The sequence below is a fragment of the Jannaschia sp. W003 genome, from assembly GCF_025144335.1.
Classification (GTDB): domain Bacteria; phylum Pseudomonadota; class Alphaproteobacteria; order Rhodobacterales; family Rhodobacteraceae; genus Jannaschia.
Map to the genome: position 1 here is coordinate 37,901 of NZ_CP083545.1, position 25,248 is coordinate 63,148.

Consider the following 25,248-nt stretch of genomic DNA (forward strand, 5'->3'; position numbering starts at 1 on the left):
CCGGGGGGGGCTAGAAGGACTGCGGCGTCAGGATCCAGTCGTGCTCGGGTCTAACCTCGTGCCGGAAGCGATCGGCCCACTCGCGGGAGGTGCCGTCCGACTGCTTGGTGGTTCGGGGCTCGAAGCGAAGCTCCGGCACGACCGGGTCGAGGAAAGCGCCGATCTCCCGGCACGCTGCTTCGGGATCGGCTGCGACGTCCTCGAAGACGACCGTCTTGCTCGGCGCGGCGAAGTCCGTCCCAAGGAACGCCGCCCAGTGCTCGTTCTGCTTCCGCATCATCCGGGCGTTGCGGACGATCGCGCCATAGTCGAATGCCTTCGCGCCGCGGGCGCGGGCGCTGCCGATCCACTGCCCCGTCTGCACCGCCGCCGTCCGCGAGATGGCTTGGGCCAGCAGGTCGCGCCGGTATATCCAGATCGCGCGCTCGAACCCGCCCCGCCGGGCGATCAGATCGTGAGACGAAAAACCCGCCCATTGGTTCCAATGAGCCTTGATGCCGAAGAGGCCCGTCGGACCGCTGCGCAGCCGCGTCAACGCGTCGAACACCTCCCCGTCATCGCGGGCGCCAAAACGATGCCGCCACAGATCCAGGTTCATCGGATTCATGTATTCCAGCGGGCAGCCGAAATGCCCTGCCCCCTGCAGGAGATGCCCCAGGAAGTGGCTGCCCGAACGCGGCGTGGTCGCCATCAGCCAGAACCGCGCCGGGCCATCGCGTGGCGGAAGATCCATCGCGGGGGAGAACTGCTCGGGATAGGGATGCATCCGCAGCCGGGCCCAAGCCGGCCAGCGCAGACCGCCCCGCATACGAAGGGCGCGCAGCCAGTCCGGTTCCCGTGGAATGAACGCCTTCATCGGCATCGACCGGAATGGAAGCTCGCTGCGTGCGGCATGCGGAACATTGGCAGGACTCTCGACAGGGGGAGCGATGGAAGGCGTCTCGCTGTCCTTCTGCAATGCAAGGCGATCTGACGCCAGCCCTCCGCCCGACGCCGAACCTGCACGATCCGGATGGGGCGGGGGTCCGGTCAGGACGCGGAGGCGTCCGGCAGGTCCCGACCCCCGTCGGCGTCCGGGATCCCAACCTTCCAGCCCCGCCCGGTCGCGACAGCGAGCTGTGCCACCGCCGTGGCCAGATCCCGGCGCGCCGACGCTAGCGAGAGGTCCGTCCGGCGGCGGTCCTGCGCGGCGCTGATCAACTCCAGAATCGTGGTGACGCCGAGCCGCAGGGTGTCCTGCGACAGGGCCTCCAACCGGGCGTAGTCGGCGCTCGCGCGGGTGAGGGCGGCGATCTCGCGGCGACTGGTCGCCGCGCGGACCAGCGCGGACTCCACGTCCGATACGGCCTGTGTCAGCTCCTGCCGCCAGAGGATCTCGGCCTCTGCCGCTTCGGCGGCCGTCTCATCGCGCAGGGCGATCAGCCGTCCCCGGCTGAGCAACGGCAGCGAAAGGGTGGGCCCCAGGCGGAAGGTCTCCTTGCTGTCGAGTTGGATCGTGCCGTTGAGCGTGAGCGCAGGGTAGAGCGCCGCCTCCGCCACGCCGATCTCTGCGAGGGCCTTGGCCAGACGGTACTCGGCGGCAAGCACGTCGGGGCGATTGCGCAGCAGGTTGGCCGGAACGCCGGGCGCGACGGTGTGGCGGGGGCGCAGTTGGCCCGCTCGGCCGATCGCGGCGGCGACCGCCGAGACGGGCATGTCGATGAGGGTGGCGACGCGAATGGTGTTGAGCTGCACGCCCGCCCGAAGGCCTGGCAGCTCCGCCTCCACCAGCGAGAGATCGGCCTGCGCGCGCGCCTCGTTCACTGCGGTCATCTCGCCGGCCGCGACCAGCTCGCGCGTCAGCGCGAGGAGGCGGCGCCGATCGGCGATGGAGCGTTCGGTGACCGCCTGGGCGTTCTGGAAGAACCGGACCTCGATCATCGCCGTCGCCAGTTCGAGCTGGAAGGCCAACTGGGTCGCCGCCTCGTCGAGAAGCGTCGCCTCCAGCTCCGCCCTCACCGCTTGCCGCCGCCGGGCCTGGCCGCCGAACAGGTCGAACGCGTAGGTGGCTCCGCCCGCCGCGACCTCGGACCCGGAGGTTCGTCCGTCCGACACGGTGCGGTTCAGCGTGACGTCCAGGTCCCCAGAAAGTTGCGCCGCACCGGCCGCCCGGACACGGGCACGTGCCTGCGCGATGCGCGCGCGGGCGGTTCGGATGTCGAGGTTCTGCCGAAGGCCGCGGGCCATGAAGGCATCGAGGGTGCTGTCGTCCAGCGCGAGCCACCACGCCTCCGACGCGGCGCCTTCCAGATCCGGCGAGACGGCGAAGGCGAATTCGCGTGCGACGGCGACCTCGGGCCGGGCGCTGTCGGGCCCTACGGTGGTGATGCAGCCGCCCAGAATCAGGGCCAGCGGGGCAATCAGGCTTCGGATCATGGGGTGCTCGATCTTGTTCTTGGTTTTCCCGAGGTTAACACGAATGGCCGCAGTCGTGCCGGATGGGGCCGTATCCGTGCCTTCTTGTCGCCCGGACGCCACGAAACGGGGCAGAAACGTGGCAAACCACGCCGTAAAATTGCGGCTGCGGCGGAGACAGATCGTATCCCCGGCCCGATATCCCGTGGTCAGCCTTGATGTGTCGGTCATCCAGGCGCATGGACTGGAAGGCCGGAGACCGGCGCTCGTACGGCCGGATCGAGTGGTCGGCGCAGCAACCGGACAGGAACAGGAACTCCTCCGATGCGTGCCATGCCCGCCCACGACCCCCGTTCATGACCATGATCCCGCCCCTGCGCCGGTTCTCTTGGGACCGGCTTCGAGGCCTTCTGACGAGCGATGGGCTCAAGGGACGGATCGTGCGCGGTGCGGCGTTCACGATGGGATCCTTCGGCACGGCGCAGGTCCTGCGTCTGACCTCTAGCCTGATCCTCACGCGGCTGCTGTTTCCGGAAGCCTTCGGGCTGATGGCGCTGCTGCAGGTCGTGTTGACGGGGCTGATGCTCCTGTCGGACACAGGGCTTCAGGTCTCTGTGTTGCGGCACCCCCGGGGGGACGACCCAGATTTCTTAAACACTGTCTGGACAGTGAAGGTGATCCGGGGTGTCGCTTTGTGGCTGATTTCGTGCGCACTCGCGTGGCCGATGGCAGCAGTCTACGGCGAGCCTATCATAGCGCAGCTTCTGCCGCTCCTTGGTCTCACGCTAATTCTGAAAGGAATCAATCCGACGGCGATTGCAACCGCGGATCGACACATGCGCTTTGGTAGAGTAACTTTGATCCAACTATCAAGCCAGTTCATCACCATCGCCACATCCATACTACTAGCATGGATATTCGGATCTGTCTGGGTATTAGTGTGGGGTATCCTTGCCGGTGCAGTTTCCAATCAAATATTGGCACGGGTCTTCCTGCCGAACTCCCTGAACCGGTTCCACTGGGACGGGGAGATCGCGAGTGAGCTGTTCGGCTTCGGAAGATGGATCCTCCTCGGCACCGCCGCGTCCTACGCGGTGAACAATGCAGACAAAATGATCCTGGGAGCGTTCATCTCCCTAGAGGATCTGGGCATCTACAACATTGGGCTGATGCTTGCGATGCTCGCCTACAAGATCTGCGGCGCGCTCAAGACGAAGCTCCTCATGCCGATCTATCGGATGCGTCCCATGCAGGGGAACGAGGCCAACCGGCGAAAGACCTTCGCCATGCGGCGCCTCATATCAGGCGCCGGCATCGCCGTGATGGCCGTGCTGGCCTTCGTCGGCATCCCGCTCGTCGATTTCCTCTACGACGAGCGCTACGCGCTGGCCGGCCCGATCGTCGTCCTCTTCTGTCTGTCGTTGATCCCTCAGATTATTACCTTGGGTACTGGAGATCTGCTCCTAGTTTCAGGCGACTCATGGCGTGCCATGCATCTTACCGTCGCGAGGGCGGTAGTTCAGGTTCCCGTCCTATGGTTCGGTGTGCAATGGTTCGGGCTGGCTGGGGCGATCCTCGCCCCCGCAATCGCGGTGATCGCGGTGCATCCCCTGCGGCTGCATTACGCGCGTCGCTACGAGGGATGGGACGGGGTTGGTGAGGTCGGGCTGCTCCTACTTGGTGTGCTTCCAGCAGGTTTGGCGTGCTGGCTCCACCGCGAGGAACTTGCGGCGCTTTTCCACTGACGAATGCGATGAAGTAAGCGGCCACCCGCCCGTCTGCCCCGCTTACCCGACGTAATGGTGAACTTTCCCGGAGGATTGATCTCTCTGGGCAAGCTTCTCTTTACCTGTGACTGCCATAGTTCCGGCGATCTCGATCCGCTTGACGCGGAATCGCCTTGATCTCGACCCCATCGGGTCCTGCGATCGCCGGGAAACCTTCCCCAGTATCGAAGCCAATCACCACGAACCCACACCGGGTCGAACCGGTAGTGGTCGCAAAGGGCACAGGCATGTACGACGCGACATTCGACGAACCCATCGACGCCATCGCAGGACGCGTTACGAAGATCCTCATTCCTTCGGCGGAGACGGTGTCCTCCGTCTCGATCCTCGGGCAACCCGAGAACGGGCGTCTCACCGTCGATCCCGACGGCACCACGCTGAGCTACGTCTCCTTCGACCCGGCGTACTCCGGCACGGTATCGCTATCGCTCGAGATCTCCCGCACCGATGGCACGACGGAAACGCTCGCCCCCCAGATCGACGTTACCGCAGGTCCCCAGGCAGGTGGTTGGGCCACCGGCGAAAGCCTCTACATGCTGCAGACCGACGAGAACGACGATGTCGTCGTCGAGACCGGCGACAACCATCGCAAGGTCTACGTCACGGGCAGCGACGCGGCTCTGTCCAAGGCCGACATCCAAGAGATTGAGGGCCTTTCGCTGAGCGACAAGCACTTCGGCCGGTGGCTAGCGGAGAACCCGCAGTACGGTGGTAGCGAAGGAATGGCGCTGGCTTTGGACGCTGCGGAGATCCTCTGGGGGACGATCACGGGGTCCTCTGCCGACCCTTCCTCGCATTGGCTGCTGTTCGAGCGCGGCTACGAATACGAAGCGGGAAGGATAATTGGTGACGGTACTCATGGTGAGGACGAGCTGCATCCGGTTCATGTCACCGCATGGGGAGAGGGAGAGCCTCCGGTTATAACGGACAGCTTCCTGATCTACCAGGAGCCATCCTCCAACATCGTTTTCAGCGGACTAAGCTTCAGTGAAGGCTTCAAAGCATTCGGAGGTGCGAACTTCATTCTAGACGATGTGCATGTCACCAACGCCATGATGAACGTCCAAAGCGTTGATGGATTCACGTTCCGCCAGAGCGATATCATTGACGTGATCAAGGACGCGCCCGCAGATCCCGACGGGTGGCATGCCCATCGAGACCGCGACCAGGGCACCTTTCTCAAGAATATCGATGGGCTTCTTTTTGAGAAAAGCTTCGTGGCTCACTCTGGCTGGGCCGAGGGATACGATCTAAACGGGGATCCTGATCAAGGTCAGGTACCTAGTATGTACAGCCACAACATCTACATCCAAAAAGATGTTAGCGAAGTTACTTTCCGCGATAATATCTCGATGCAGGCGGCGTCCGCTGGTGCTCAGGTCCGCCCAGGCGGGTTTGTTGAGGATAACGTCTTCGTTGAAAACAATTTTGGTTTTAGCACTGGTCACGGAATAGAGATCGAAGAAGGTCTCTGGTCGGGAAACTACACACTTAGCAACGGAAATCTAGTTACTTCTGGTGCTCATAAAGCCGGTTTATCCATCGGCGCGCTGACGTTAGGTATTAGCGATTTCTCAAAAATGTCCGTCTTCTTAGACAACATCGTCGCCCACTTGGCGGACCCAGACAACGCAGCTGAGATCCTTGCCAAGACTGTCGAGCATAAGTCGATTAGCGAGAACCCCACGCGAGCTTACGATGATACAATCGTGCGGAATTGGGATGTCGAAGGTGCCAATAAAAGGATTCAGGAAGCGAACACCGAGGACCTCGATCCCGCGGTGATGGACACCACGACGATCCAGCGCTACGCGGCGGACCTGTTAGGTGTCGACACCGCTACGATCGACGATTTGGCCAACTACCTCCGTGACCTGACCGCCGCGGGCGGCGAAGTCGACGCCGACGACATCCTCGCTTACTTCCGCGAAGGCTTCGGCATCGAGTTCGACCAGCGTGATGCGCCGCAGCTGGTGCAGTTCGTGCCGAACAACTTGGGTGATGGCGTCCGCTGGGACAACCGCATCAACTGGTCCACCGAAGACCTCCCCATGGACGGCGACGCGGTCGATCTGGGCGGAAACCTCGTTCACTTCGGCGGCACGGTTGAGGTCGCGACTCTCGATTTCGGACCCGGAGGGACGATGGTGTTCAACCATGGCTGGTTGGGCGCGGGCGCCGTGCTGGGCGGGGGCGAAGCCCTGATCGACCGCGCGGGCCAGTTCTGGATCGGCGCGTGGGACGGCGAGGGAACGCTCGAGCTCGACATCGACGGGGGCCGCTTCGCCAACACCGGCACGGTGCTGGGCGCGTTCGAGATCGACGCGGACGACGGCGAGGCGATCCTCGCCTCCAGCGGCGGCGGCATGACCGTCACGGACGGCACGATCACCGTCTCGGGCGACGATGCGAAGGTCGGCTTCGATGGCTCCGGCGGCGCGTCCACCCTACGGCTGGAGGCGGCGGCAAAGCTCCGCTTCGTGGCCGAGGCCGATGGGCTCGGTATCCTTTCGGAGTTCCGCTCCGGAGCCTTTGCCACTTCGGACCTGGTGTCGAACCTCGTCGTGGCAGGCGCTGCGCTGGAGATCGACGTCTCGATGCTGGCGGGGGCCGGTACCCACGATATCGTGCTCGTCGATGCCATCACGGGAAGCTTCGGCAACGTCTCCCTGACCGGTCTGGGAGCACGCGATGCGAAGCTCCACGTCGATCAGGCGGCCGGCACGGTCACCCTGACGCTGACGGATGGCGGCACTGGACGGGTCTCGATCACCGAGACGATACCATGGGACCAAGGCGCGCCTCTGCCCGAGATGACCGCCTCGAAGATCGAATCCGGAAACCTGTTCGTTGAGGTCGACGAGCCGGAGGCGTTGGAAGGCGTCGAGGTGGAGGAAGCCAATGCTGAGGAGATTGAGGAAAGCGAAGTCGGCGATGCTCCCGAGGAGTCCGTAACCGCGGAAGTACCCGAAGTTATTGCGGACGCTCCGACGGAAGAAGCCCAAGAAGCGCCAACCCAAGCCGTGTCCGAGAAGGCCTTGGTTGCGGGCGATACGGGCAGCGACCGCGTTAAAGGGTCCGGTGGTGATGACCTCCTCATGGGCCATGGAGGTAGAGATTGGCTACGGGGATACGGCGGCGATGATGATCTTATGGGTGGCGATGGTAACGACGAACTGCGGGGTAACGAAGGTGACGACACTTTGAAGGGCGACGACGGCAACGATACCCTTCTCGGTGGTTCCGGAAACGATACGTTAAACGGCGGGAGAGGAAACGATCGGCTCAATGGCGGTGCGGGTTCAGATACGTTTGTCTTCGACCTTCTGGACGGGGCGTCTAGCTCTGACCGCATCGAAGGCTTCGACGCTGCCGAAGGCGACCGGATCCTGATCCGCGGCCTGTCGGACGATGCGGACCTGCTGATCGACGTTCGGGGCGTCCGTTCCATCGTCAGCGTCGAGGACGAAGGCGACGTGTTCGACCTGATCGACGTGCGCGGGGAGTTCGCCGACCTGCAGGTGATCGAGAAGGGCGCCGACTACGCCCTGATGGGCTGACGTTCCGTCCACGGCCCCCCGCGAGGGGGGCCGTTTCGGCTGGACGCGGCCGGCGAAGAATGGTCGGGGAAGGGCGTGCCCCCGGGAGCGAGCCGAGTTGCCGATGACCGATACCCCCGCCCCCCGCGTCGCCTACCTCACCGGCGAGTATCCCGTCGTTTCCCACACCTTTATCCTGCGCGAGGTGGAGGCGCTTCGCCGAGCGGGGCTCGAGGTCCAGACCTGCGCGATCCGGCGAACCGGGCTGCAGCATCACCGCGGTCCCGCCGAAAAGGCCGCGGCATCCTCCACCTTCTACGTGCTCTCCGCCGCGCGCCAGCCCGGCGCGTTGCTGGCCGCGCTCGGCTGGACTCTTGCCCGACCCGTCCGTTTCGGGCGCGCGACGACGCTGGCCTGGCGCACCGCCCCGCCCGGGGGCAGGGCCAAGCTCTGGCAACTTTTCTACCTCATGGAAGCGATGGTGCTGGCGCGTTACCTAGCCCGTGCCCGCGTGGACCATCTGCACAATCACTTCGCCAACTCGTCCTGCTCGGTCGCGATGCTGGCATCCGAGTTGGGCGGTGTGCCCTTCTCGTTCACGCTCCACGGCCCCTCGATCTTCTTCGAACCCAGGTGGTGGCGGATCGACGTCAAGATCGCACGGGCGCGTTTCGTGGCCTGCATCAGTCACTTCTGTCGCTCGCAAGGGATGATCTTCGCCGACCCCGCCCATTGGTCGAAGATGCGGATCGTCCACTGCGGGGTGGACCCGGACCGCTACGACCGCACCGAGGGGGAAGTCGGAGGGCCCGGCAAGCACATCCTGTTCGTCGGCCGGCTCGCGGCGGTCAAGGGCGTAAGGGTCCTCCTGGAGGCCTTCGCCCGGGTCCGCGCCGCCCATCCGGACGCACGCCTTACGCTGGTGGGGGACGGCGACGAGCGCGCGGCCATCGAGGACCATGCGCGGGCGTTGGGCTGCGACGACGGGGTTCGGTTCACGGGATACCTGAACCAGGACGAGGTGGCCGAGGCGCTCGCCCAGGCCGATCTCTTCGCTCTGCCCTCCTTCGCCGAAGGGGTGCCGGTCGTACTGATGGAGGCGATGGCCGCCCGCCTGCCCGTGCTCGCGACCCGCATCGCCGGCATCCCGGAACTGGTCGAGGATGGCGTGGCGGGTCGTCTGGTGCCGCCCGGCGACGTGGACGCCTTCGCCGACGCCCTCGACGCGCTGCTGAACGACCCCGCCGGCCGAACCGCCATGGGCGCGGCCGGTCGCGCGCGTGTCGAAGCGGAATTTCACGTGGAGCGGGAGGCCCGGAATCTCGCCCGCCTCATCGCCGGCGACGGAACGACATGAGGAACGGTGGTTTCGGCGAGGATCGGGCGGGCGCGTGTTCGCTGCCTTCGGGAGCGGCGTCCACGATGGGGCGCCCTCCAAGCAGGGGTCCGGCGCACGGATCGTTCCGCGGTCGCCGGCCGGCTCCGCACTCGTCGCCGTCGCGACGGTCCCGTAATCGACCACCGGTCGCATACAGGTCGGCGTCCGTCGATCGCCGTGCCCTCCATCGCGTCGGGTCACATGGATCGTCTCATTCGCCCACGTCCCGGAGGTCGGAATGACGTCAGCCCGCCTGGAGGCCGAGGAAACGACGACTGCAGCGAAGAAGCAGATTCCGTCCTTCCACTTGGAAGATGCACGGATCGTGATGGCCAAGTCTCACCTGATCAACCGGATCGAGCCGGAATGCGGCGTGCTGTGGAGGTCCGCATCGGTCGTGCGCGGGGGGGAGATCATGTCGTCGCTTGGAGCGGGCAGGGCCCGTCCGCCCGCACGGCGTCGAAGATTCTGGCCTCGTGGAACACCCGATACGGTACGCCTCGATTCCGACCGGGTGGCCATCAACCTTCGGCGCAATACGCCTCAGAACTGGGCGCATTTCCTCAACAATCACCTACCCCTCACGTTCCACTTCGCGGAGGAGCATGGTCTTGGCTCCGAGCGACTCCTGGCGATCCTTCCGAACAACACTCCTTCGTACATACTGGCTGCCGCCGAGCTGTTCGGCCTCGAGGTCATGAAGACCGATGCACCCGTGGAGGGAACGATCCTCTCCTTCGACGTCTCCCCATGGCAGGGTGCGAGGAGCATTCGTCACGAATGGGCGCGAACCGAATGGCCGCGAGGTCGCGTACGCCAGCTCCTCGCGGAAGGATCGCCCACGTCGCTGCCGCGGAGGCCATTCCTCTCGAGGCGAGACACCCGGCGGATTGCGAACGGGGGTGAGGTTGAGGTGGTCGTTCGTGCCAGAGGGTACGAGACCGTCTACGCCGAAGATCTCTCGGTTCCGGACCAGTTTCGACTGATCCTGCAGGCCGAGGAGATCGTGGCGGTCCACGGGGCAGCCCTCGCGCCTCTGCTATACGCGGGAGGCGAGGATATTCCCGTGCCGCGTCGCGTGATCGAGTTGATGCCTTGCGGACACATGACGGAAGTCTATCGCGTGATGGCGGCGCAGGTCGGGTGCGACTGGATCGGCGTGCAGGGCCGACTGAAACCATCCTACGTACGCCCGTCCTACAGGTTCGGCTCGGGCTTCACGAAATACTCGCTGGACGACTTCGAAGTCGATCCCGAGGCCTTGGAACTCGCGTTCGCCATGACAGAAGAAGGAGACCGCGCATGACGAAGGTTTTCGGGATCGGGTTCCAGAAGACCGGAACGACGACGCTCGGCCGGATGCTCAACCGGTTGGGCTATCGCACCGCCGGATACCACCAATTCCGCGACATGGCCAAGAAGACCGATCTCGAATGGTCCGAGCTGCGCGCGCGCGCGCTCGCGCTCGCATCGGAGTACGATGCCGCGAAGGACACGCCGTGGCCGCTGCTCTACCGGGAACTCGACGAGGCCTTTCCGGGATCGAAGTTCATCCACGTGGTCCGGGACCGCGATTCCTGGATAAGGAGCGTCGTTCGCGATTTTGGGCGGTCGCACAACGCCCTTCATTCCGTGATCTACGGAGTGCCCCATCCGGAGGGTCACGAGGACATCTGGCTGGCCCGCTATGACCGCCATAACGCGGACGTCGAAGCCTATTTCTCGGATCGGCAGGACGACTACCTGAAGGTCAGGTTGGAGGATGGCCTGAGCTACACGCAGATCTGCCGGTTCTTGGGGGTCCCGATCGTCGAGGAGGCGACGCCGATGGCCAACACGCGCCGCCGGAAGGAGCTGAAGTCCCTCTGGTGGCGGCTGAAGCAGAAGATCACGCAGGTGTTCAGGGCCGGTAGGCATTGAAGCCCCCACGCTAGCGATTGTGCTCCGAAGGAACTTTCACCCGAATGCTGTCGCAAGTGCTGCGTGAATTGATGTGGACCAGCGAAACTACCGACCGGTTTTGGTAGCGCGTGATGTGTTGGGGTCGGGGCCAAGCGCAGTCGCGGATACCGCTATCGCCGCTGCCCCAGGACGAGACGCCGCGTCAGCCCGTTCCGCTCCGCCAGGATGTGGAGGGCGATGGGAAGGAGGATTCCGGCAAGGATTCCGGCGACGATGACAAAGGCGCCGCCGTCCATTCCCAAGGAATCGAACACGCGCCGGGACGCCGACGTGGCAAAGACGTGGTAGAGGTAGATCGTGAAGGACGCCGCGCCGAAACGCGTGAGCGGCGCCCAGTTCGGCAGGCATAGCATCAAGAAAACGGGGGCCGTCATTCCCAATGCAAGGCTCTGTAGATCGCGGGTGCTCCTGCTGAAGAAGCCCTGATCCTCGATCCGGCTGAGGTTGAGCCATAGCGAGACCACAATCGTGACGAGGCACAGGATCCCGATGATCCACCGATGCTGCCTGAATACGTGCAGATAGCGATAGTAGATCACGCCGCAGAGGAAGTACGGCGCGAGATAGAAGGCCTGCTTCGTGGAGAACAGATTGCCCGGCATGAACACGTCCGCGAAGTAGAACGGGATGGAGATCGCGAGCAGGGCCCAGGCAGTTCGTGGGCCCGTGCGAGCCTCGACGAATGCGAGAACGGTAAAGATCAGGAAGATCGCCTGAAGGAACCAGTAATGGGCATAGGGATAGACGTAGATGCGCCAGAACGTGTCGCCGTCCCGCCCGAAGGGCGTATCGAAAAGATTCGCCATGATCACGAATAGCGTGGCGGCCACGGCACCCGGGATCAGAAGCCGCCGGAACTTGCCGGACACGAACCTGCCCCATTCCCCCATCCCGACCGGGCGGATCGCGTAGACGTACCCTGCGACGAACGCGAAGGCCGGCATCCGGAAGTCGACGAGCAGATCGTTCAGGATGCGGAGCGGGTGGGGGTAGTCGATCTGAAGCCCGTTGCCGGGGCTACCGCCGATCACGTGGTAGGACACCAGCATGAGGACCGCCAAGGCACGCAGCGTCTCGACGGGTTCGGTGCGTTCCGCAGCAGGGCCACGCGGATCGGCGAACGGCCCGCTCGGACGCCCCGTCTCGACCGACCCGCTCACTCGGCGCGTCCCGAGGCTGCCGCGCGTGTCTCCGCCTCCTCGGTGGCGCGACCCTTGCCCACGCGCAGCGCTCGACGCTGCCATGCGCGGATGTATCGGACGAGATCCGCGTCACCATGACGCTCGGTTCCGCGCGTCCACGCGCCGAGGTAGCCCTGCATCATCGCCAGCCCACCCAGCACGTAGGGCGGCTCGGCCATCCGAAAGGCGCAGGTGGCGGCGAAGTAGAGCGGGTCGGATCCCATGTAGTACTGCCCGAACCCATGCCGCCGCTTGCCCTCCCAGATCGAGACCTGCGACGATCCCATGGGGCGCAGGTGCTCGAAGCGCAGGTCGGGGTCGTCCCACGACACGGCGCGCCATCCCAGCGACCGGGCCTTGTGGCAGTCGATCGCGTCCCACATCACCTCGTGCACGAAGCCGCCGATGTCGCGGAAGCAGTCGGCGCGGTAGAACTTGGTCATGCCGACCGACATCTCGTCGCCGCGCCGCTCCGAGACGAGCGTTCCCCCGCGGCGGACGTAGGGCTTGCCCGAGCAGGTTCCGATGCGGGGATCGGCGGCCATCCGCTCCATCAGGATCTCGAAGTAGCGCGGGGGCAGGTCGAGATCGAGGTCGAGTTTGCACAGGTAGGGAAAGGCGTCTGCCTCCCATTCGTCGCGCACCGCGTCGAGTCCGAAGCGGAACGCCTCGATCACCCCCGGTCCCACCGCACGGGCCCCGCGATCGGGCTTCGCGACCACTTCGATCCAGGGGTGACGCGCCGCGTAGTCGGCGAGGATCGCGGGCGTCTCGTCGGTCGAGCCGTCGTCCACGATCACCCACTTCGCGGGTCGCACCGACTGCGCCACCACGCTGTCGAGTGTGCGGCGCATGTAGTCCGCCTCGTCGCGGCAGGGCGAGATCAGCAGGTAGTCGGTCGAGGCGGGAGCGTTCACTGCATCCCCCGACGCAGGGCGATCGCTTCGGAGAAGGCGGGGACCAGCGTATCCATGGGTGGGGTGGCGAACACCTCGCGGAAGACCGGATCATCGGCATAGGCCTTCCAGCGCGCATCCACCTCCAGCGACCGTCCGTCGGATGCGACACCGTCGAAGGAGCTGCCGTGCCCGTAGGCGGGAACCTCGCCCAGGCCCCGGTCGCCACGACGCAGCTCCAGTCGGTCGGATACCGTATCCCGGTAGGGACGCGACGCGATGAGGGCATCGAAGAAGATCGGCGTGAACTGCATGTCGTGAACGGTTTCCGGCGGGTCGAGGAAGAGAGGAGCGTAATCGGCGAAGCGGGCGACGGTTCGGGCACGCGCTGCGGGATCGGTATGCTCATGCGGCCACTTGCGGAAGCGGCTGGCCAAGAGGTTGCGCGGATCGCGGCCTGCGAGGACGAGGTCGCGGTTACGGACTCGGTCTCCCGCCTCCTCAAGGAACCGGCCCAGTCCGCCTCCCATCACCGCATCGAGATCCCGGTCCTCGTAGCTCAGAACGAGGGTCGGGAGGGCATCCTCGGTACTGACGCCGCCGCCGCGGTGCAGCGTCCGGCGGTGGCGTTCGGTGGGCAGCTGTGCCGGGTCGACATGGTTGTAGTGGAGGCAGGATCCGCGGCGCTGCGACAGTGCCCACTGTAGGACCAGATGGTTGCCGGAGCGCTTTTGCCCGCAGACCACGAGAAGGCGGAAGGGCCGCTTCAAGAAACGGTCCCGCGCCGCGTCCGCTGCCGCGTCACCCAGCCGCCGCCGTAGCTGCCGCAAGAGGCGTCGGGCAGGCGAGATGGAGCGGTGGTGGCTCGCCTCGTTCCGGCTGGTCGAGATCGGGAGGTGGTCTGCGGAGGCGTTCGAGGTCGGAGTGATGGTCATTCGGACCTCATGCTTGGACGGTGTCGCACCACGGGGCGAGCCAACTCGGTCGACGATCGGGACGGAAATGCATGTGCTCCTGTCCGGCCCGAACCCGTCCCTAGTCCGCGCGGCGGACGGGCGGAAGCCTCGAATCCGAAGGGTCGATGCACTCGCCCCGTCCGCACCTAAGCTCGGCGAGCCCGCTTGAGGTGGACCTTGGCACGGCGCGCGAGGGCGTGGACAGGGGTCACGGGATGGTCGTCGACCGGGGTAAGCCGAACCAGCAGCCGCGACAGCGCCGAGGGGCTGAGCATCTCGTAGATATGGCGTGACCCGGATGCCTTGACCTCCCGGCGGCGCAGTTCGGGGCGGCTCAGCATCTCCCAGGTGCTCAGCGTAGGCATGGCGAAGCGCGAGGCGCTCTCGTCCGATAGAGGATCGGTCGCGTAGGCCATGCCCCCGAGCGCCCGCGCCTGATCCGCGGTGGGGGCCCCGAGGAGCTCGGCGATTGCGGCGCGCAGCGAGGAGGGGCGCAGAGCGGCCCCGGCCACGCCCGCTGCCGGAACCAGGGCGAGCCAGTCGTCCACGAAGCGCAGCGCCTCAGCCTGGAGGTGCTCGAGATCCGGGTCGGCTTCGCATGCGCCCCCGAAGACCGGTCGCGTCCCGCCACGGGGGTCCGGCTCCATGCAGTAGAATGGCGACTGGTCGGTCTTGAGGAACAGCTCCAGCAGCCGCGCCGCCTCAACGAACTCGCGCGGACGGTTGATGCCGTTGCCTTCGTGGTAGAGGTAGCCGGTCATCTCGCTGCACGCCGGCTGCTTGGCGTTCGCCCCCCTCGCGGTGCCGAGGAAGTACCCCCGCACGGCGGTGCCCGGTCGGACTTCCTCGATCAGTTCCTTGAGGTGCCTTTGCGTCGAGCCGAACCAGCCGCAGTCGACCAGCGTCGCCGTCCCGCCGTCCAGGAGGTGCTCGTCGGCGAGATAGTCCAAGTATGCCGCACGCTCACGGGCGGCACGTCGCGCGATCTCGGCGGCGCGCGCCTCGAAGAACGCTTCGGATCGCTGTCGCAACGAGTCGGACCGCGACCGCAGCGAGGGCCCTTCCATCCGAACCTCCGCCGAGGGCAAGCCGATCTGCCCGAGCTCTTCCGCGTCGGGTGGGGCGATGCCCAGGAAGTCGCAGTATTGCGCCAGCGAGGCCCCCTTGTTGCGAAGCACGAGTTGCCGAAGCAGTTCCCGGAGCGCCTTCGGCTCGTCCGAGAGAGTGGCCATCTTCAGCGACCGCCGCGAGGCGTAGAGATAGCGAGGCTCGGCCACGATGTCGTGGACCCGCGCGTACTTCTCGAAGGCGACTTTCAGCAACCAACCGTCGCGCGAGACGAAGTGCAGACGCCCCGGCGTCTCGCCCACGCTGGCCGCCAGCCACTGCGTGAAACCTGCGAGGACAGGGCCGAGCACGGAGTAGCCGATACGCCCCAGCAAGACGCGCCGATCGGACTCCGGTTGGTCCGGAAACCGGATCGAAGCGTCGGTCTCCACCAGGCCTCTGTGGAGCACGTCCCCCGCTCCGTCCCGGATGGGGGGCGTCGCCCGACGGCGCGGGCGCGTTACAGCGACCTTCCGATGTTTGATGCCCCGCGGGACTGGCAGCGATCCGACCCAGTGCGGCTGCGCGGAGACCCCGGCGGCAAGTGGCTCGCCGCTGATGCATGCGATGCGACCGGGGTCGACGTTTAGAGTGCTTGCTGTTCTGACGAGCATCTCCTCGGGTCCCCCATCGCCGCCCTCCACGTCGCCAATCATGAAAAGCTCGCCCTCGTAGCCGCATTTGCGGAGGGTGGTCTCTGCGTAGAATTGGGGAACGACGTTCCCCAGCAGGAAGGCTACCGCCTTGCCGCGCTTCAGCGCCTCGCCGTAAGTCGCCAGCACGGCGGGGTTGGCGATCGAGACAGCCGACATCGTCTCGCATTCCAGCGCCATCAGGCGCGATGTGTCCGCAGACCAGTCGGGCCGGATCCGCGCGAGGATTTCGTAAACCCCCGCAAGGCCGGCGTCGGCGCCATGCCCACTCTGCCGCACACCCTCCACTTGCTCGCGTTCGGCTTCGAGGCGGACCGTGGAGAAGTCGTGGAAGCGCGCGCCGTCCGTTCGGGCGAGGGCAGCCTCGACGAGTACGAAAAGATCGCGAGGTTCCGGCACGCGGCACAGGAGCGCCCCGCCAAACACGTCGATGATCAGTGCGTCGATCGCATCCCAAGGAACCGACAACTTCACCACACTCATCTCCCTGAAAGCGATCAACCCGGGGTATCTATATCGGCGAAGTCGGCAAGAAGAGAATGCTCCCGAAGTCCGTCCAAGCTTTCGAAACCCATAGTTTCAGGGTTTGGAAGTGTCGTTCCGAATGTGCTACGGCAGGTTCAAACCCAACGCCGAGGACTGCCGCGACTCGCGGGCAGACATCGAAAGGGTCCTCCACGCGCGACGCGCCAACCAATCCGATCATTCGCCGACACGACCCATGCAAAGGAAGCGCGTGGTGATGCGGCGCATGGCGATCTGACGGACCGCCGCCTCCCGCCTAGCGCTTCCAGTCCGAGAGATCCCGACTCAGCAGCGTCTCGAGCCGACCCACGTCCTCGGCGAAGGCCGTCACGAGGCGGGCCCGCAGGGCAGGGTCGAGACGCGCGCCTTCCGACGGCGCAGCCGGGCGCGAGAGGTGGCGCATCATGAACTCGGAGGGTTTCACGCCCGCACGGTTCAGCGCGCGCTTCACCGGTCCCACGAGCGGGCGCAGCACGGCCGGGGGCGCGGCGAGGAACTGACCGAGGCCGGGGACGAGCGGGGCGCGCCGGGTGTTGGTGCGGGGCAGCTCCAGGGGGGTGGCCGGCTGCGGCAGGCCGAGGAACCGGAACAGCTCCGTCATCACGCCGTCCGGATCGGAGCGGATGCGGTCCACCATCAGAACCAGCACGCGGTCCCGCCCGAAGGCGTCGAAGTAGCGCGCGATCTGGTCGTGGTAGCTGTAGATGCGGCGATACTGGAGCTGCGCGGGCTCGGGGCAGTAGGGAGGCAGCGCCTCGCCGCGGGCGCGCGCCTCCTGCAGGTCCCACGCCTCGGCGAAGTCGGCGCGGTCCTCGCGGAAGCCGTCGCGGAGCTGATGGAACAGCGAATGGGCCGCCTCGGCGGGGTGGCGGATCGAGATCACGATCCGCGCGTCCGGCACGGCCGCCGCGATCCCGGCCGCGGCCGTCTCGCTCGCGAGGTAGAACGCCGAGGCCTCGCCGCGTCGCGTGTCCGCCGGAGCGTCCGCGAACAGGTCCCGGTAGGCGGCCTCGTCCGGAACCTCGGCCAGCCCCGGCATGTCGGAGCTGTAGAAGTGCGGCTCCTTGGGGGAGCACATGAACACGCCCTCGTGGCGCCGCAGGGCGAGGTGCAGGCTCGAGGTCGCGCACTTGGGCGCTCCGACCAGGAAGAAGTGTGGCAGGCCGCCGCGCTGCGCGACCGCCCGCAGAGCGGGAGCAGCTTCGGCTGGGAGGGCCAGCCCTTCGGATGCCCCGGGGGTATCGGAAGGGGTCATGAGTCGTCCTCCGTGCGGGCCGTGCGCCCCCGTCCGGCGCACCGTGCCTGTCCATCCGATCCAGGCGGCGGCATCAAGGGACAAGTCCAGTCATTGACCGTGTCCATCCGCGATCGGTTAGGGAGCGTAGTGCCTTTGCCGCAGCGCGCCAGGAGTTGGAGCGCGCCGCCGGGCGACGGCGTGCCGCTGCGGTTGGTCTTCCTGGGCAAGAAATGGGCGCGCAAGGGCGGCGACATCGCGCTCGAGACGCTGCGCTGGCTGCGCGCGCAAGGAGTGGACGCGCACCTGACCGTGCTGGGCAGCCGCCCGCCGGACTACCGCGACCCGGAAGGCGGGGACGCCGCCGTCGAGGGACGGCTCGAGGACGGGATCACCGTGATTCCCTTCCTCGACAAGAACCGTCCGGAGCACGCGGCGCGCTTCGACGCGGTGCTGGGGGCCGCGCATGCGCTGATCCTGCCCACCCGCGCGGACTGCACGCCGATGGTGGTGGCCGAGGCCAACGCCTTCGGGGCGCCCGCGCTGGCCACCGACGTGGGCGGGCTGGGCACGCTGATCGAGGGGGGGCGCAACGGCTGGCTTATGGCGCCCGGGGACCGCGGGCCCGAATGGGGCCGGCGCATCCTCGAGATGACTGCCGACCCCGAAGCCTACGCCGCGCTGCGCCGGGGCGCCGTGGCGCACTATCGCGAACGGCTGACCTGGGACGCGTGGAGCGAGGGCGTGCTGCGGATCGTGGCCGATCTTCCGCGGCGCTAGCGTCGGTGCCTTGCGCCGGACCCGATCCGTCCGGCACTCTCCCCCACATGTCACCGGAGACGCCCGCCATGAAGCCCGATCCTCGCCCCTACGCCGCCCGGGGCCCGTCCCGACGCCGGATCCTCGCCGCGGGCCTCGCGGCGGCCTGCCTTCCCGCCGTGCCGGCCGCGGCGGCCCGTGGCACCCCCGGGGGCGTGGTTCCGCTCGCCGTGGCGCCGGGGCTCGCCCCGGGCTCGGTCCACGTGATGCGCGGGCGCGGGCTGCTGGTGCTCGTGACGGGGCCTGGCACGGGGCTCGGCCATGCGCTGCGCGCCGGGCCGCGTGCGGCGGATCACCCGGCGGACAGCTTCCTCGACCTGCATCCCGGCGCCGGCCGGATCGTGCTGCACGACCGGGTTCGCGGGCCGCTGCCCTTCGGGATCGCGGCCACGGGCGACGGGTTCGTGCTGCCCCGAGATCACCTGGAGCACCTCGCCGCGCGGTTGGCGCCCGGAGCGCCGGCCGTGCTCTATGCCTGAGGAGGGGCGCCGCCGGGCGCGCTGAAGTCCGGCCGGTCCGCGCGCAGGCCTCGCACCCAGTCGTAGACCTCCGCCACCTGCCGCGCCTTGCTCTCCCAGGTGAAGCGCTCCTGCGCCTCGGCGCGGGCGCGCGCGCCCATGGCGGGCAGGTCCGACGGATCGGAGACCAGCGCCGAAAGCCGCTCCCGTAGGGCTGCCACGATCGCCGGGCGTGGGCCGATGGGCACGGTGTGGCCGATCCCGGGATGCACGATCTCGCCCGGCCCGGCGTAGTCTACCACGAGGGGCACCACCCCCAGCATCATCGCCTCCAGCACCACGCCCCCGCCGAACTCGCGCACCGACGGGAACAGGAGGATGTTGGCCTCCGACAGGACGTCCTGCACCCGCGTGTGGGGCAGGTTGCCGTGAAGCCGCACGGCGTCCCCGACCCCCTCGCGCGCGATCTGGGCGCGCAGCTCGTCCGCCATCGGCCCGTCCCCCACCAGGTCCAGCCGCAGCTTGCCCGCGCGCATCAGCTCCGCCCCGGCGGCGATGGCCATGTCCGCGCCCTTGTAGGGCACGAGCCGTCCCACGAAGCAGGCCCGCAGCGGCCCCGAGACGTCCTGTGCCGCCGGCGTGGCGAAGCGGTCCGGGTCGACGGCGTTCTCGGGCAGCCAGATCGCCTTGTGGCGATGGCGGGCGGGAATCTCGCCGAGCGTGTGACGCGAGCCCGCGAGGATCGCTGCGGCTCCCTCCAGCATCGCACGGCGCCCGGGCGACAGGCGGTAGGCCCCGCGCAGGTAGGACAGCCATTCCCGCTCGCGCCGCCGCTCGGCATCGAAGCCGGGCGGCCAGGGCACCCCGCCGTTGAGCGGGCCCAGCACGAACGGCGTGCCCGCTCGCGCGGTGCGGGCCGCGAGCGACGAGGTGGCCGTCGGCGAGAGGGGCGTGATCCGGTGCACCAAGTCCCAGTCGCCGCGCTCGATCTCCGCGCCGAAGCGGCGCCAGACCAGCCGCTCGAAGTAGGGATAGACCAGCGAGGCGGCGGCGGTGGTCATCGTCCAGCCGCGCCCGGAGCCCATCCGCAGCACGTTCGCCGCCCGCCAGACCGGGCGGGCCAGCGGCTCGGTGTCGATGGCGGTGAAGTCGCGCCCCTCCTCCAGCCCCGCGCGCAGGAAGGCCTCGCGGTTGCGCACCTGCGTGACGATGTGGGTGCGGGCCACCGCGCCGAGCGCGCGGGCCAGCGACCAGCCCACCAGGGGCACGCTGACCCATTCGGGATTGGCCGCCTCGGCGATCAGCAGGGCGCGGGGAACGGTCATGGGGGGGAGCCTCCGTTGCTCGGGGGTCTATGCCCTCGGACGCGGGGACTGTCACCTCCACCCGGCGCCCGGGCACCGCGCGGGGCGCCGGCTCAGGCGCGCGGGCGCAGGCGCCGCCAGGCGCGGCGGAGGGGAGGGCCGAGGCCCACCGCCATCAGTCCCCGGATCGCCGCCCGCCGGACCCGCAGCATCGCGAAGCGCCACCGCAGCGAGGCGGGCGGCGCAGGGCGGGCGCCGCCGGCGGTCGCGGCGAGCAGCGGCTCGATCCGCAGGAGGTCCTCGCGGTCGCGCCCCGCGAGGCGCCTGCGCTTCAGCGCCGCCACGGCGGCGAGGCTGGCGAAGGTGATCCCGGCGAAGCGGAAGTGCAGCGCCGGGTCCGACAGGACCTCGGCGGGCGGGGCGCCGCGATGGGCGTCCTCGTGGCGCTCCACCGGGCCCGGGGGCAGGGGCGCGGGCGAGACCACGTCCACGTCGTCCGGTGCCCGCAGGCCGTAGAGGCCCAGCACCATTCCGGTGTCCACGGCGAAGGCGTCAGGGGCCATACGGTGCCCGGCCATCCAGGCTCCGACAGCGCCGAGATGCGCGCGGGTGCGCTCGAAGCGCATCGGCGCCCCGTGCTCCAGGAAGTGCCGCGCCGAGGGGTTCAGGAGCAGGTGCGCGATCTCAACTGCCTCGGCATGGGTATCGGTGATGTGGATCGAGCTCTTGTCGATGCCGTAGAGGGCGCGCACCTCGGCCTTCAGCGCCACGCGGTCGCGGTCCGGTGGGGCGTCGAACACGAGCACCCGCAGCGTGTCGGACCCGGCGAAGCAGGCGTCGCGCTTCCTGCGGATGCCGGGGAAGTCCGCCTCGGGGGCGCCGAGCCAGGGCTCGCCGCGATAGACCCGGCTCAAGAGCACGTGCCCCCCCTCGGGCGAGAGCGGCACGGCGCGGCGGTACACCAGCGGCCCGAGGATGCGGGCGGCCTCGCCGTCGCGCCCCCGCGCGGCGGGCCAGAGCAGGGCCACGGCCGCGTGGGGCATGGCCTCGATCATGCGGATCGCGGCGGCGTCGAGGTCGGCCTCGGCCATGCCGCGGTCCGCGAAGAATCGGTGGTCGAAGCGCATCGGCTCCAGCCCGGTCTCCACCGCCGCGACCTCGCGGCCCGCCGCGATCGCGCAGGCGGCGCGGTGGCCGCCGTTCAGGAGCGTTCCGTCGGCGGCGAGCGGCACGAGCGAGCGCTCCGGGTCGAACCCTCCGGCGGCGATGTCGCGGGCGAGGGCCTCGAAGTCGCCGCGGAACCGGGCGATGCCGTGCTTGTCGGATCCGGGCTCGCGCATGTCGCCCAAGGAGAAGGCGGCGAGGTGGCGCTCGTAGAGGCCGTCGGCCCAGGCCGCGCCGCCGCGCGCTCGCGCGTCGAGCCACGCGAGCTTGAAGCCGAGGTCGAAGCGGTTCGCGCCTGGCACCGGAACGAGGCGGCGCAGCCGGAACGGGCCCGCCCCCATGCGCCGCAGCAGGAAGTCGTCGACGCGCCCTTCCAGATCTGCGCGGCTGGCCTCGGTCATGGTGCGTCTCCTCGCGCGATCGCCGCGAGCGTGTCGATCAGCCGGTCGAAGTTGCGGCGCCCGTCGAACAGCGCGCCCGCCCGCTCGCGCGCGGTGCGGCCCATGCGGCGGCGGCGCGCCGGATCGTCGGCAAGGGCCCCGAGCGCGTCGACGAAGGCTGCGTCGTCGCCGGGCGGGCAGAGCAGGCCGGTGCGCCCGTCTTCCACGAGGTCGGGAATGCCGCCGAGGCGGCTCGCCACCGCCGGCAGCCCCGCGGCCTGCGTCTCGGCCAGCACGAAGGGGGACATGTCGAGCCGCGTGGGCAGGCAGGCCGCGTCCATGCGGGGCAGGAGCTCGGCCATCAGGCGCGCGTGGGGCACCGCACCGTGGGCCGTGACGTGGGCATCCGAGCCGGGGGCGCGCGGATCGGTGGAGACGACGTGAAGATGGACCCGCCCGGCGAGCGGCCCGCGCACCCACGCGGCGAGCCGCGCGAGGCCCTTGCGGGCCACGTCGTTGCCGATGAACACGACCTGCATCTCGCGCGCGCCGCTGCCCTCGGCCTCGGGCGGCCATGCTCCGGGGTCGAGCGCCGGGGGCTGCACCGTGATCCGCCCGGGCGCGACGCCGAAGTCGTCCCGAAGCGAGGCGGCGGCCCACCCGCTCATGGGGAAGAGGTGCGCGGCCCGGCGGCACAGGGCGGCCTCGGCCTCCCACTCGCGGGGGCGCCAGCCGGGCAGGGGCATGTCGCGGGTGATGCCCGGCCGCGTCGCGTCGAGCGCGAGCGTGAACGGCACCGCGCCGTCCAGCGCGCCGGCGGGCCAGTGCGCAGCCACGTGGACCACGTCGGGCCGGGCCTCGGCCACGGCGCGGCGCAGGTCGCGCCCCAGCGGCCCGGCATGGAGGCGGATCGGGTCGAAGGGGCGCAGGCGCCGCGCCAGCGGCCCGTCGGCGTGGCGCCGCGCCGCCTGCATGGCCCAGCGGGGCGGGCTGCGGTGGAGCACCGTGGCGCGCACGTCGCCGCGGGCGGCCAGCGCCGTCTCGAGCTGGCGGGCATAGGTGGACCAGCCCAGCACGCCGTTGGCCACGAACAGGATGTGCGGTCGCGCCACGACGGGCCTCCGGGGAATGGGCGCGCGGGCCTCGCCACGCGCCCCCGCGCCTCGTATGGACGCATCGGGGCCGCATCGTGACGCGGATCGCGGGAACGGCAAGGGGCGGAGATGGACCTGGCGCGCATCGAGCGGTTGGAACGCGCCCTCGTGGTGGGCGACTTCGCGGCGCTCACCGGCGGGCAGGCGAAGGTGGCGATCGACCAGGCGCGGCTGCTGGCCGAGGCGGGCGTCGACGTCACGTTCTTCGCCGCCACCGGTCCCGCGAGCGATCGGCTCGACCATCCGCGCATCCGGACGGTCTGCCTCGACGGCCACACGCTCCTGAGCGATCCGAACCGGATGCGGGCGATGGCGCGGGGGCTGTGGAACCGCGATGCGGCGCGCGCGCTCGCCGCCGAGGCGGCGCGCTACGACCCGGCGCGCACCGTCCTGCTGTGCCACGGCTGGGCCAAGGCGCTCTCGCCGGCGGTGGGGCCGGTGCTGGCCGGGGGGCCGCTGCGCTGCCTCTACACCATGCACGAGTACTTCCTCGCCTGCCCGAACGGCGGGTTCTTCGACTACCGCGCGCGGGCGATCTGCACCCGCACGCCGCTGGGGCCCGCCTGCCTCGCGCGAAACTGCGACGCGCGTCATGCCGCGCACAAGGCGTGGCGCGTCGCGCGGGGCGCCCTCGCACGGGGGCCGGGGCGCCTGCCGGGGGGGCTGCGCGACGTGGCCTACATCTCCGAGACGCAGCGCCGGGCGATGGCGCCGCACCTCGCGAAGGGTACGCGCCTCCATCACCTGCCGAACCCGGTGGCGGCGGGCGGGGCGCCCGTGGACGCGCGCGCCAACCGGGACTTCGTGTTCGTGGGCCGGCTCTCGCCCGAGAAGGGCGGGGCGATGTTCGCCGAGGCGGCGCGGCGGGCGGGCCTGCGCGCGGTGTTCGTGGGCGACGGCCCCGAGGCGGACGCGATCCGGGCTGCCAACCCCGACGCCGAGATCACCGGCTGGGTCGAGCCCGAGGCGGTGCAGGCGCGGCTCGCGCGGGCGCGGGCCGTGGTGTTCCCGAGCCTGTGGTACGAGGGCCAGCCGTTGGTGCCGATCGAGGCGCTTCTGCGCGGCATTCCGGTAGTCTGCGGCGACTGGAGCGCCGCCGCCGAGGTAGTGCGCGACGGCCGCAACGGCGCGGTGTACCACGCGCCGGAAGTCCCCGCGCTGGCCGAGGCCCTGCGCCGCGTCGAGGCGGTGGGGCCGTTCGACCCCGCGGCGCTCGCGGACGAGGTGGCGCCGAAGCGGCACCTCGCGCGCCTCGTGGCGATCTGCGAGGGGATGCTGGCCCACCCCTAGCGCGGCATCCAGGCCGCGAGATCGAGTCCGAAGCTCTCCGCGAGGCGGCGGTTGGCGGGTGCGAACTCGGCGCGCAGCGCCTCCATCGCCGCCGCATCACCGGAGCGGTCCGGTGCGCGGGTGTTGAGCCGGCGGTAGAGCGATCGGGCGGCACGGTAGGCCGGGCCCTTCGGCAGCCGCGCGCGCAGGGCGACGTTGATGCGCTGGATCGCGCGACTGCGGGGCGCGTAGGTCTCGTTCTCGGAGGCGGTGGAGAGGTCGTCGAGGGGCTCGGGCGAGAGGTCGCACCACCGCGCCACCTCTCGCAGCAGCTTGAGCGGATCGGCGCGCAGGCGGTCGAAGGTCACGACCCGCATCCGGTCCGGCCCCATCCGCGCCCGCCAGGCCTCGAGCCAGGGCAGGTAGTCGGCACGGGGCAGGGGGTCCGCCGCCAGCTCGTTGCCGCCGAACGCGTGGCCCCCCGCGCGCACCGCCGCGAGGTAGGCGGCGAAGTCCATGTCCGCGGGCACGTAGCTCCAGTTGTCGCGGAAGTAGCCGTGGAGCGAGCGGATCTGCTCGGCCGGATCGCGCAGCACGAAGAGGCATCGCGCGCCGGGAAGGCCGGGCAGGTGCTCCAGCGCGGTGCGGGCGTAGATCGTGGTGGGCGTGCCCTCCAGCCGCAGGCGCGTGCCGGGGCGGGGTGTGGGGAAGGCGTCGTCGATCGCGTGGCCGCGGCCGGCGTTGAAGTCCGGGCGGAACACGTGACTGCCGGGATCGGCGAAGAACCGGGTCTCCTTGCAGCGCGCGGGCGTCACCTCGGGGTGCTGAGCGAGCCACGCGAACAGCGACGAGGTGCCCGCCTTCGGCACGCCCGCGAGGAACAGCACCGGTGCCGTCACAGGCGGTTCGCCGCGAGGGCGTGGACGTGGCCGGCCAGCTCCCGGACGAGGCGCTCAAGCGCGAAGCGCCGTTCGAACGCGGCGCGGGCGGCGGGGCGCATGGCGCGCAGCGCGGCCCGGTCGAGCCCGGCCAGCAGCGTGGCGAGCGCCTCTTCGTCCAGGGGGAACACGGCGCCGGTGAGACCCGGC

At 68.9% G+C, this 25,248-nt stretch carries 20 protein-coding genes; 8 read left to right on the top strand and 12 right to left on the bottom strand.

The genetic code is table 11. The annotated features are described in order from the left end of the window. Positions 1-10: 10 nt before the first annotated feature. Positions 11-856, bottom strand: coding sequence for a Stf0 sulfotransferase family protein (locus K3554_RS16710; protein ID WP_259946232.1), 846 nt, complete (start codon positions 854-856; stop codon positions 11-13). A gap of 173 nt (positions 857-1,029) precedes the next feature. Beyond that, positions 1,030-2,625: an efflux transporter outer membrane subunit gene (locus tag K3554_RS16715; RefSeq protein ID WP_259946234.1), complete on the bottom strand. Its 1,596-nt coding sequence runs from the start codon at positions 2,623-2,625 to the stop codon at positions 1,030-1,032. Between the two features lie 125 nt (positions 2,626-2,750). Between K3554_RS16715 and K3554_RS16720 the strand changes: the two genes are divergently transcribed. From K3554_RS16720 to K3554_RS16740, 5 genes are all read left to right on the top strand, one after another. After that, positions 2,751-4,139, top strand: a complete 1,389-nt coding sequence (locus tag K3554_RS16720; RefSeq protein ID WP_259946235.1) for an oligosaccharide flippase family protein — start codon at positions 2,751-2,753, stop codon at positions 4,137-4,139. A gap of 269 nt (positions 4,140-4,408) precedes the next feature. Further along, positions 4,409-7,741, top strand: coding sequence for a calcium-binding protein (locus K3554_RS16725; RefSeq protein WP_311200400.1), 3,333 nt, complete (start codon positions 4,409-4,411; stop codon positions 7,739-7,741). A gap of 103 nt (positions 7,742-7,844) precedes the next feature. After that, on the top strand, positions 7,845-9,077 hold the full coding sequence (locus K3554_RS16730) for a glycosyltransferase family 4 protein (RefSeq protein WP_259946238.1): 1,233 nt from the start codon (positions 7,845-7,847) through the stop codon (positions 9,075-9,077). Between the two features lie 259 nt (positions 9,078-9,336). After that, positions 9,337-10,404 (top strand): DUF563 domain-containing protein, encoded by a 1,068-nt coding sequence (locus tag K3554_RS16735; protein WP_259946241.1) that lies wholly within the window; start codon positions 9,337-9,339, stop codon positions 10,402-10,404. Then, positions 10,401-11,018, top strand: a complete 618-nt coding sequence (locus tag K3554_RS16740) for a sulfotransferase family protein (RefSeq protein WP_259946244.1) — start codon at positions 10,401-10,403, stop codon at positions 11,016-11,018. Before K3554_RS16735 ends, K3554_RS16740 begins: the two co-directional genes overlap by 4 nt. 152 nt (positions 11,019-11,170) lie before the next feature. On the opposite strand, the gene K3554_RS16745 is transcribed toward K3554_RS16740, so the two are convergent. From K3554_RS16745 to K3554_RS16765, 5 genes are all read right to left on the bottom strand, one after another. Then, positions 11,171-12,220: an acyltransferase family protein gene (locus K3554_RS16745; protein WP_259946245.1), complete on the bottom strand. Its 1,050-nt coding sequence runs from the start codon at positions 12,218-12,220 to the stop codon at positions 11,171-11,173. Then, positions 12,217-13,158, bottom strand: coding sequence for a glycosyltransferase family 2 protein (locus K3554_RS16750; protein ID WP_259946247.1), 942 nt, complete (start codon positions 13,156-13,158; stop codon positions 12,217-12,219). The genes K3554_RS16745 and K3554_RS16750 overlap by 4 nt, the downstream gene beginning before the upstream one ends. Next, entirely contained in the window at positions 13,155-14,072 is a 918-nt protein-coding gene (locus K3554_RS16755; RefSeq protein ID WP_259946249.1) for a hypothetical protein, read from the bottom strand. The genes K3554_RS16750 and K3554_RS16755 overlap by 4 nt, the downstream gene beginning before the upstream one ends. A 167-nt stretch (positions 14,073-14,239) precedes the next feature. Further along, positions 14,240-16,327, bottom strand: coding sequence for a hypothetical protein (locus K3554_RS16760; RefSeq protein WP_259946251.1), 2,088 nt, complete (start codon positions 16,325-16,327; stop codon positions 14,240-14,242). 307 nt (positions 16,328-16,634) lie between these two features. Further along, a complete protein-coding gene (locus K3554_RS16765; RefSeq protein WP_259946252.1) occupies positions 16,635-17,633 on the bottom strand; it encodes a sulfotransferase domain-containing protein in 999 nt (332 codons plus the stop codon). A gap of 192 nt (positions 17,634-17,825) precedes the next feature. Here K3554_RS16765 and K3554_RS16770 point away from each other — a divergent pair, with 192 nt between their 5' ends. After that, complete coding sequence (locus tag K3554_RS16770; RefSeq protein ID WP_259946253.1) at positions 17,826-18,392, top strand: glycosyltransferase family 4 protein; 567 nt, start codon at positions 17,826-17,828, stop codon at positions 18,390-18,392. 68 nt (positions 18,393-18,460) lie between these two features. Further along, the gene (locus K3554_RS16775; RefSeq protein ID WP_259946255.1) at positions 18,461-18,910 is read left to right on the top strand and encodes a hypothetical protein; all 450 of its coding nucleotides are present in this window, start codon (positions 18,461-18,463) and stop codon (positions 18,908-18,910) included. Here the strand turns inward: K3554_RS16775 and K3554_RS16780 are convergent. From K3554_RS16780 to K3554_RS16790, 3 genes are all read right to left on the bottom strand, one after another. Then, positions 18,901-20,214: a glycosyltransferase family 4 protein gene (locus K3554_RS16780; RefSeq protein WP_259946256.1), complete on the bottom strand. Its 1,314-nt coding sequence runs from the start codon at positions 20,212-20,214 to the stop codon at positions 18,901-18,903. The genes K3554_RS16775 and K3554_RS16780 overlap by 10 nt on opposite strands. A gap of 92 nt (positions 20,215-20,306) precedes the next feature. Then, positions 20,307-21,758: a hypothetical protein gene (locus K3554_RS16785; RefSeq protein WP_259946257.1), complete on the bottom strand. Its 1,452-nt coding sequence runs from the start codon at positions 21,756-21,758 to the stop codon at positions 20,307-20,309. Continuing rightward, entirely contained in the window at positions 21,755-22,849 is a 1,095-nt protein-coding gene (locus tag K3554_RS16790; protein WP_259946259.1) for a glycosyltransferase family 4 protein, read from the bottom strand. Before K3554_RS16790 ends, K3554_RS16785 begins: the two co-directional genes overlap by 4 nt. Positions 22,850-22,960: 111 nt before the next feature. Here K3554_RS16790 and K3554_RS16795 point away from each other — a divergent pair, with 111 nt between their 5' ends. Further along, the gene (locus K3554_RS16795; RefSeq protein WP_259946260.1) at positions 22,961-24,181 is read left to right on the top strand and encodes a glycosyltransferase family 4 protein; all 1,221 of its coding nucleotides are present in this window, start codon (positions 22,961-22,963) and stop codon (positions 24,179-24,181) included. Here the strand turns inward: K3554_RS16795 and K3554_RS16800 are convergent. Both K3554_RS16800 and K3554_RS16805 read right to left on the bottom strand, forming a co-directional pair. Next, positions 24,178-25,059, bottom strand: a complete 882-nt coding sequence (locus K3554_RS16800) for a sulfotransferase (protein WP_259946263.1) — start codon at positions 25,057-25,059, stop codon at positions 24,178-24,180. The two genes, K3554_RS16795 and K3554_RS16800, sit on opposite strands and share 4 nt — an antisense overlap. Further along, entirely contained in the window at positions 25,056-25,229 is a 174-nt protein-coding gene (locus tag K3554_RS16805) for a hypothetical protein (RefSeq protein ID WP_259946265.1), read from the bottom strand. The genes K3554_RS16800 and K3554_RS16805 overlap by 4 nt, the downstream gene beginning before the upstream one ends. Positions 25,230-25,248: the final 19 nt, after the last annotated feature.

What these genes read in the sequence shown, in the direction of transcription:
- K3554_RS16765 (WP_259946252.1), bottom strand. Translation starts at nt 17,633, where the DNA reads ATGACCCCTTCCGATACCCCCGGGGCATCCGAAGGGCTGGCCCTCCCA.
- K3554_RS16775 (WP_259946255.1), top strand. Translation starts at nt 18,461, where the DNA reads ATGAAGCCCGATCCTCGCCCCTACGCCGCCCGGGGCCCGTCCCGACGC.
- K3554_RS16720 (WP_259946235.1), top strand. Translation starts at nt 2,751, where the DNA reads ATGACCATGATCCCGCCCCTGCGCCGGTTCTCTTGGGACCGGCTTCGA.
- K3554_RS16780 (WP_259946256.1), bottom strand. Translation starts at nt 20,214, where the DNA reads ATGACCGTTCCCCGCGCCCTGCTGATCGCCGAGGCGGCCAATCCCGAA.
- K3554_RS16755 (WP_259946249.1), bottom strand. Translation starts at nt 14,072, where the DNA reads ATGACCATCACTCCGACCTCGAACGCCTCCGCAGACCACCTCCCGATC.
- K3554_RS16785 (WP_259946257.1), bottom strand. Translation starts at nt 21,758, where the DNA reads ATGACCGAGGCCAGCCGCGCAGATCTGGAAGGGCGCGTCGACGACTTC.
- K3554_RS16795 (WP_259946260.1), top strand. Translation starts at nt 22,961, where the DNA reads ATGGACCTGGCGCGCATCGAGCGGTTGGAACGCGCCCTCGTGGTGGGC.
- K3554_RS16715 (WP_259946234.1), bottom strand. Translation starts at nt 2,625, where the DNA reads ATGACCGACACATCAAGGCTGACCACGGGATATCGGGCCGGGGATACG.
- K3554_RS16735 (WP_259946241.1), top strand. Translation starts at nt 9,337, where the DNA reads ATGACGTCAGCCCGCCTGGAGGCCGAGGAAACGACGACTGCAGCGAAG.
- K3554_RS16740 (WP_259946244.1), top strand. Translation starts at nt 10,401, where the DNA reads ATGACGAAGGTTTTCGGGATCGGGTTCCAGAAGACCGGAACGACGACG.
- K3554_RS16710 (WP_259946232.1), bottom strand. Translation starts at nt 856, where the DNA reads ATGAAGGCGTTCATTCCACGGGAACCGGACTGGCTGCGCGCCCTTCGT.
- K3554_RS16725 (WP_311200400.1), top strand. Translation starts at nt 4,409, where the DNA reads ATGTACGACGCGACATTCGACGAACCCATCGACGCCATCGCAGGACGC.
- K3554_RS16730 (WP_259946238.1), top strand. Translation starts at nt 7,845, where the DNA reads ATGACCGATACCCCCGCCCCCCGCGTCGCCTACCTCACCGGCGAGTAT.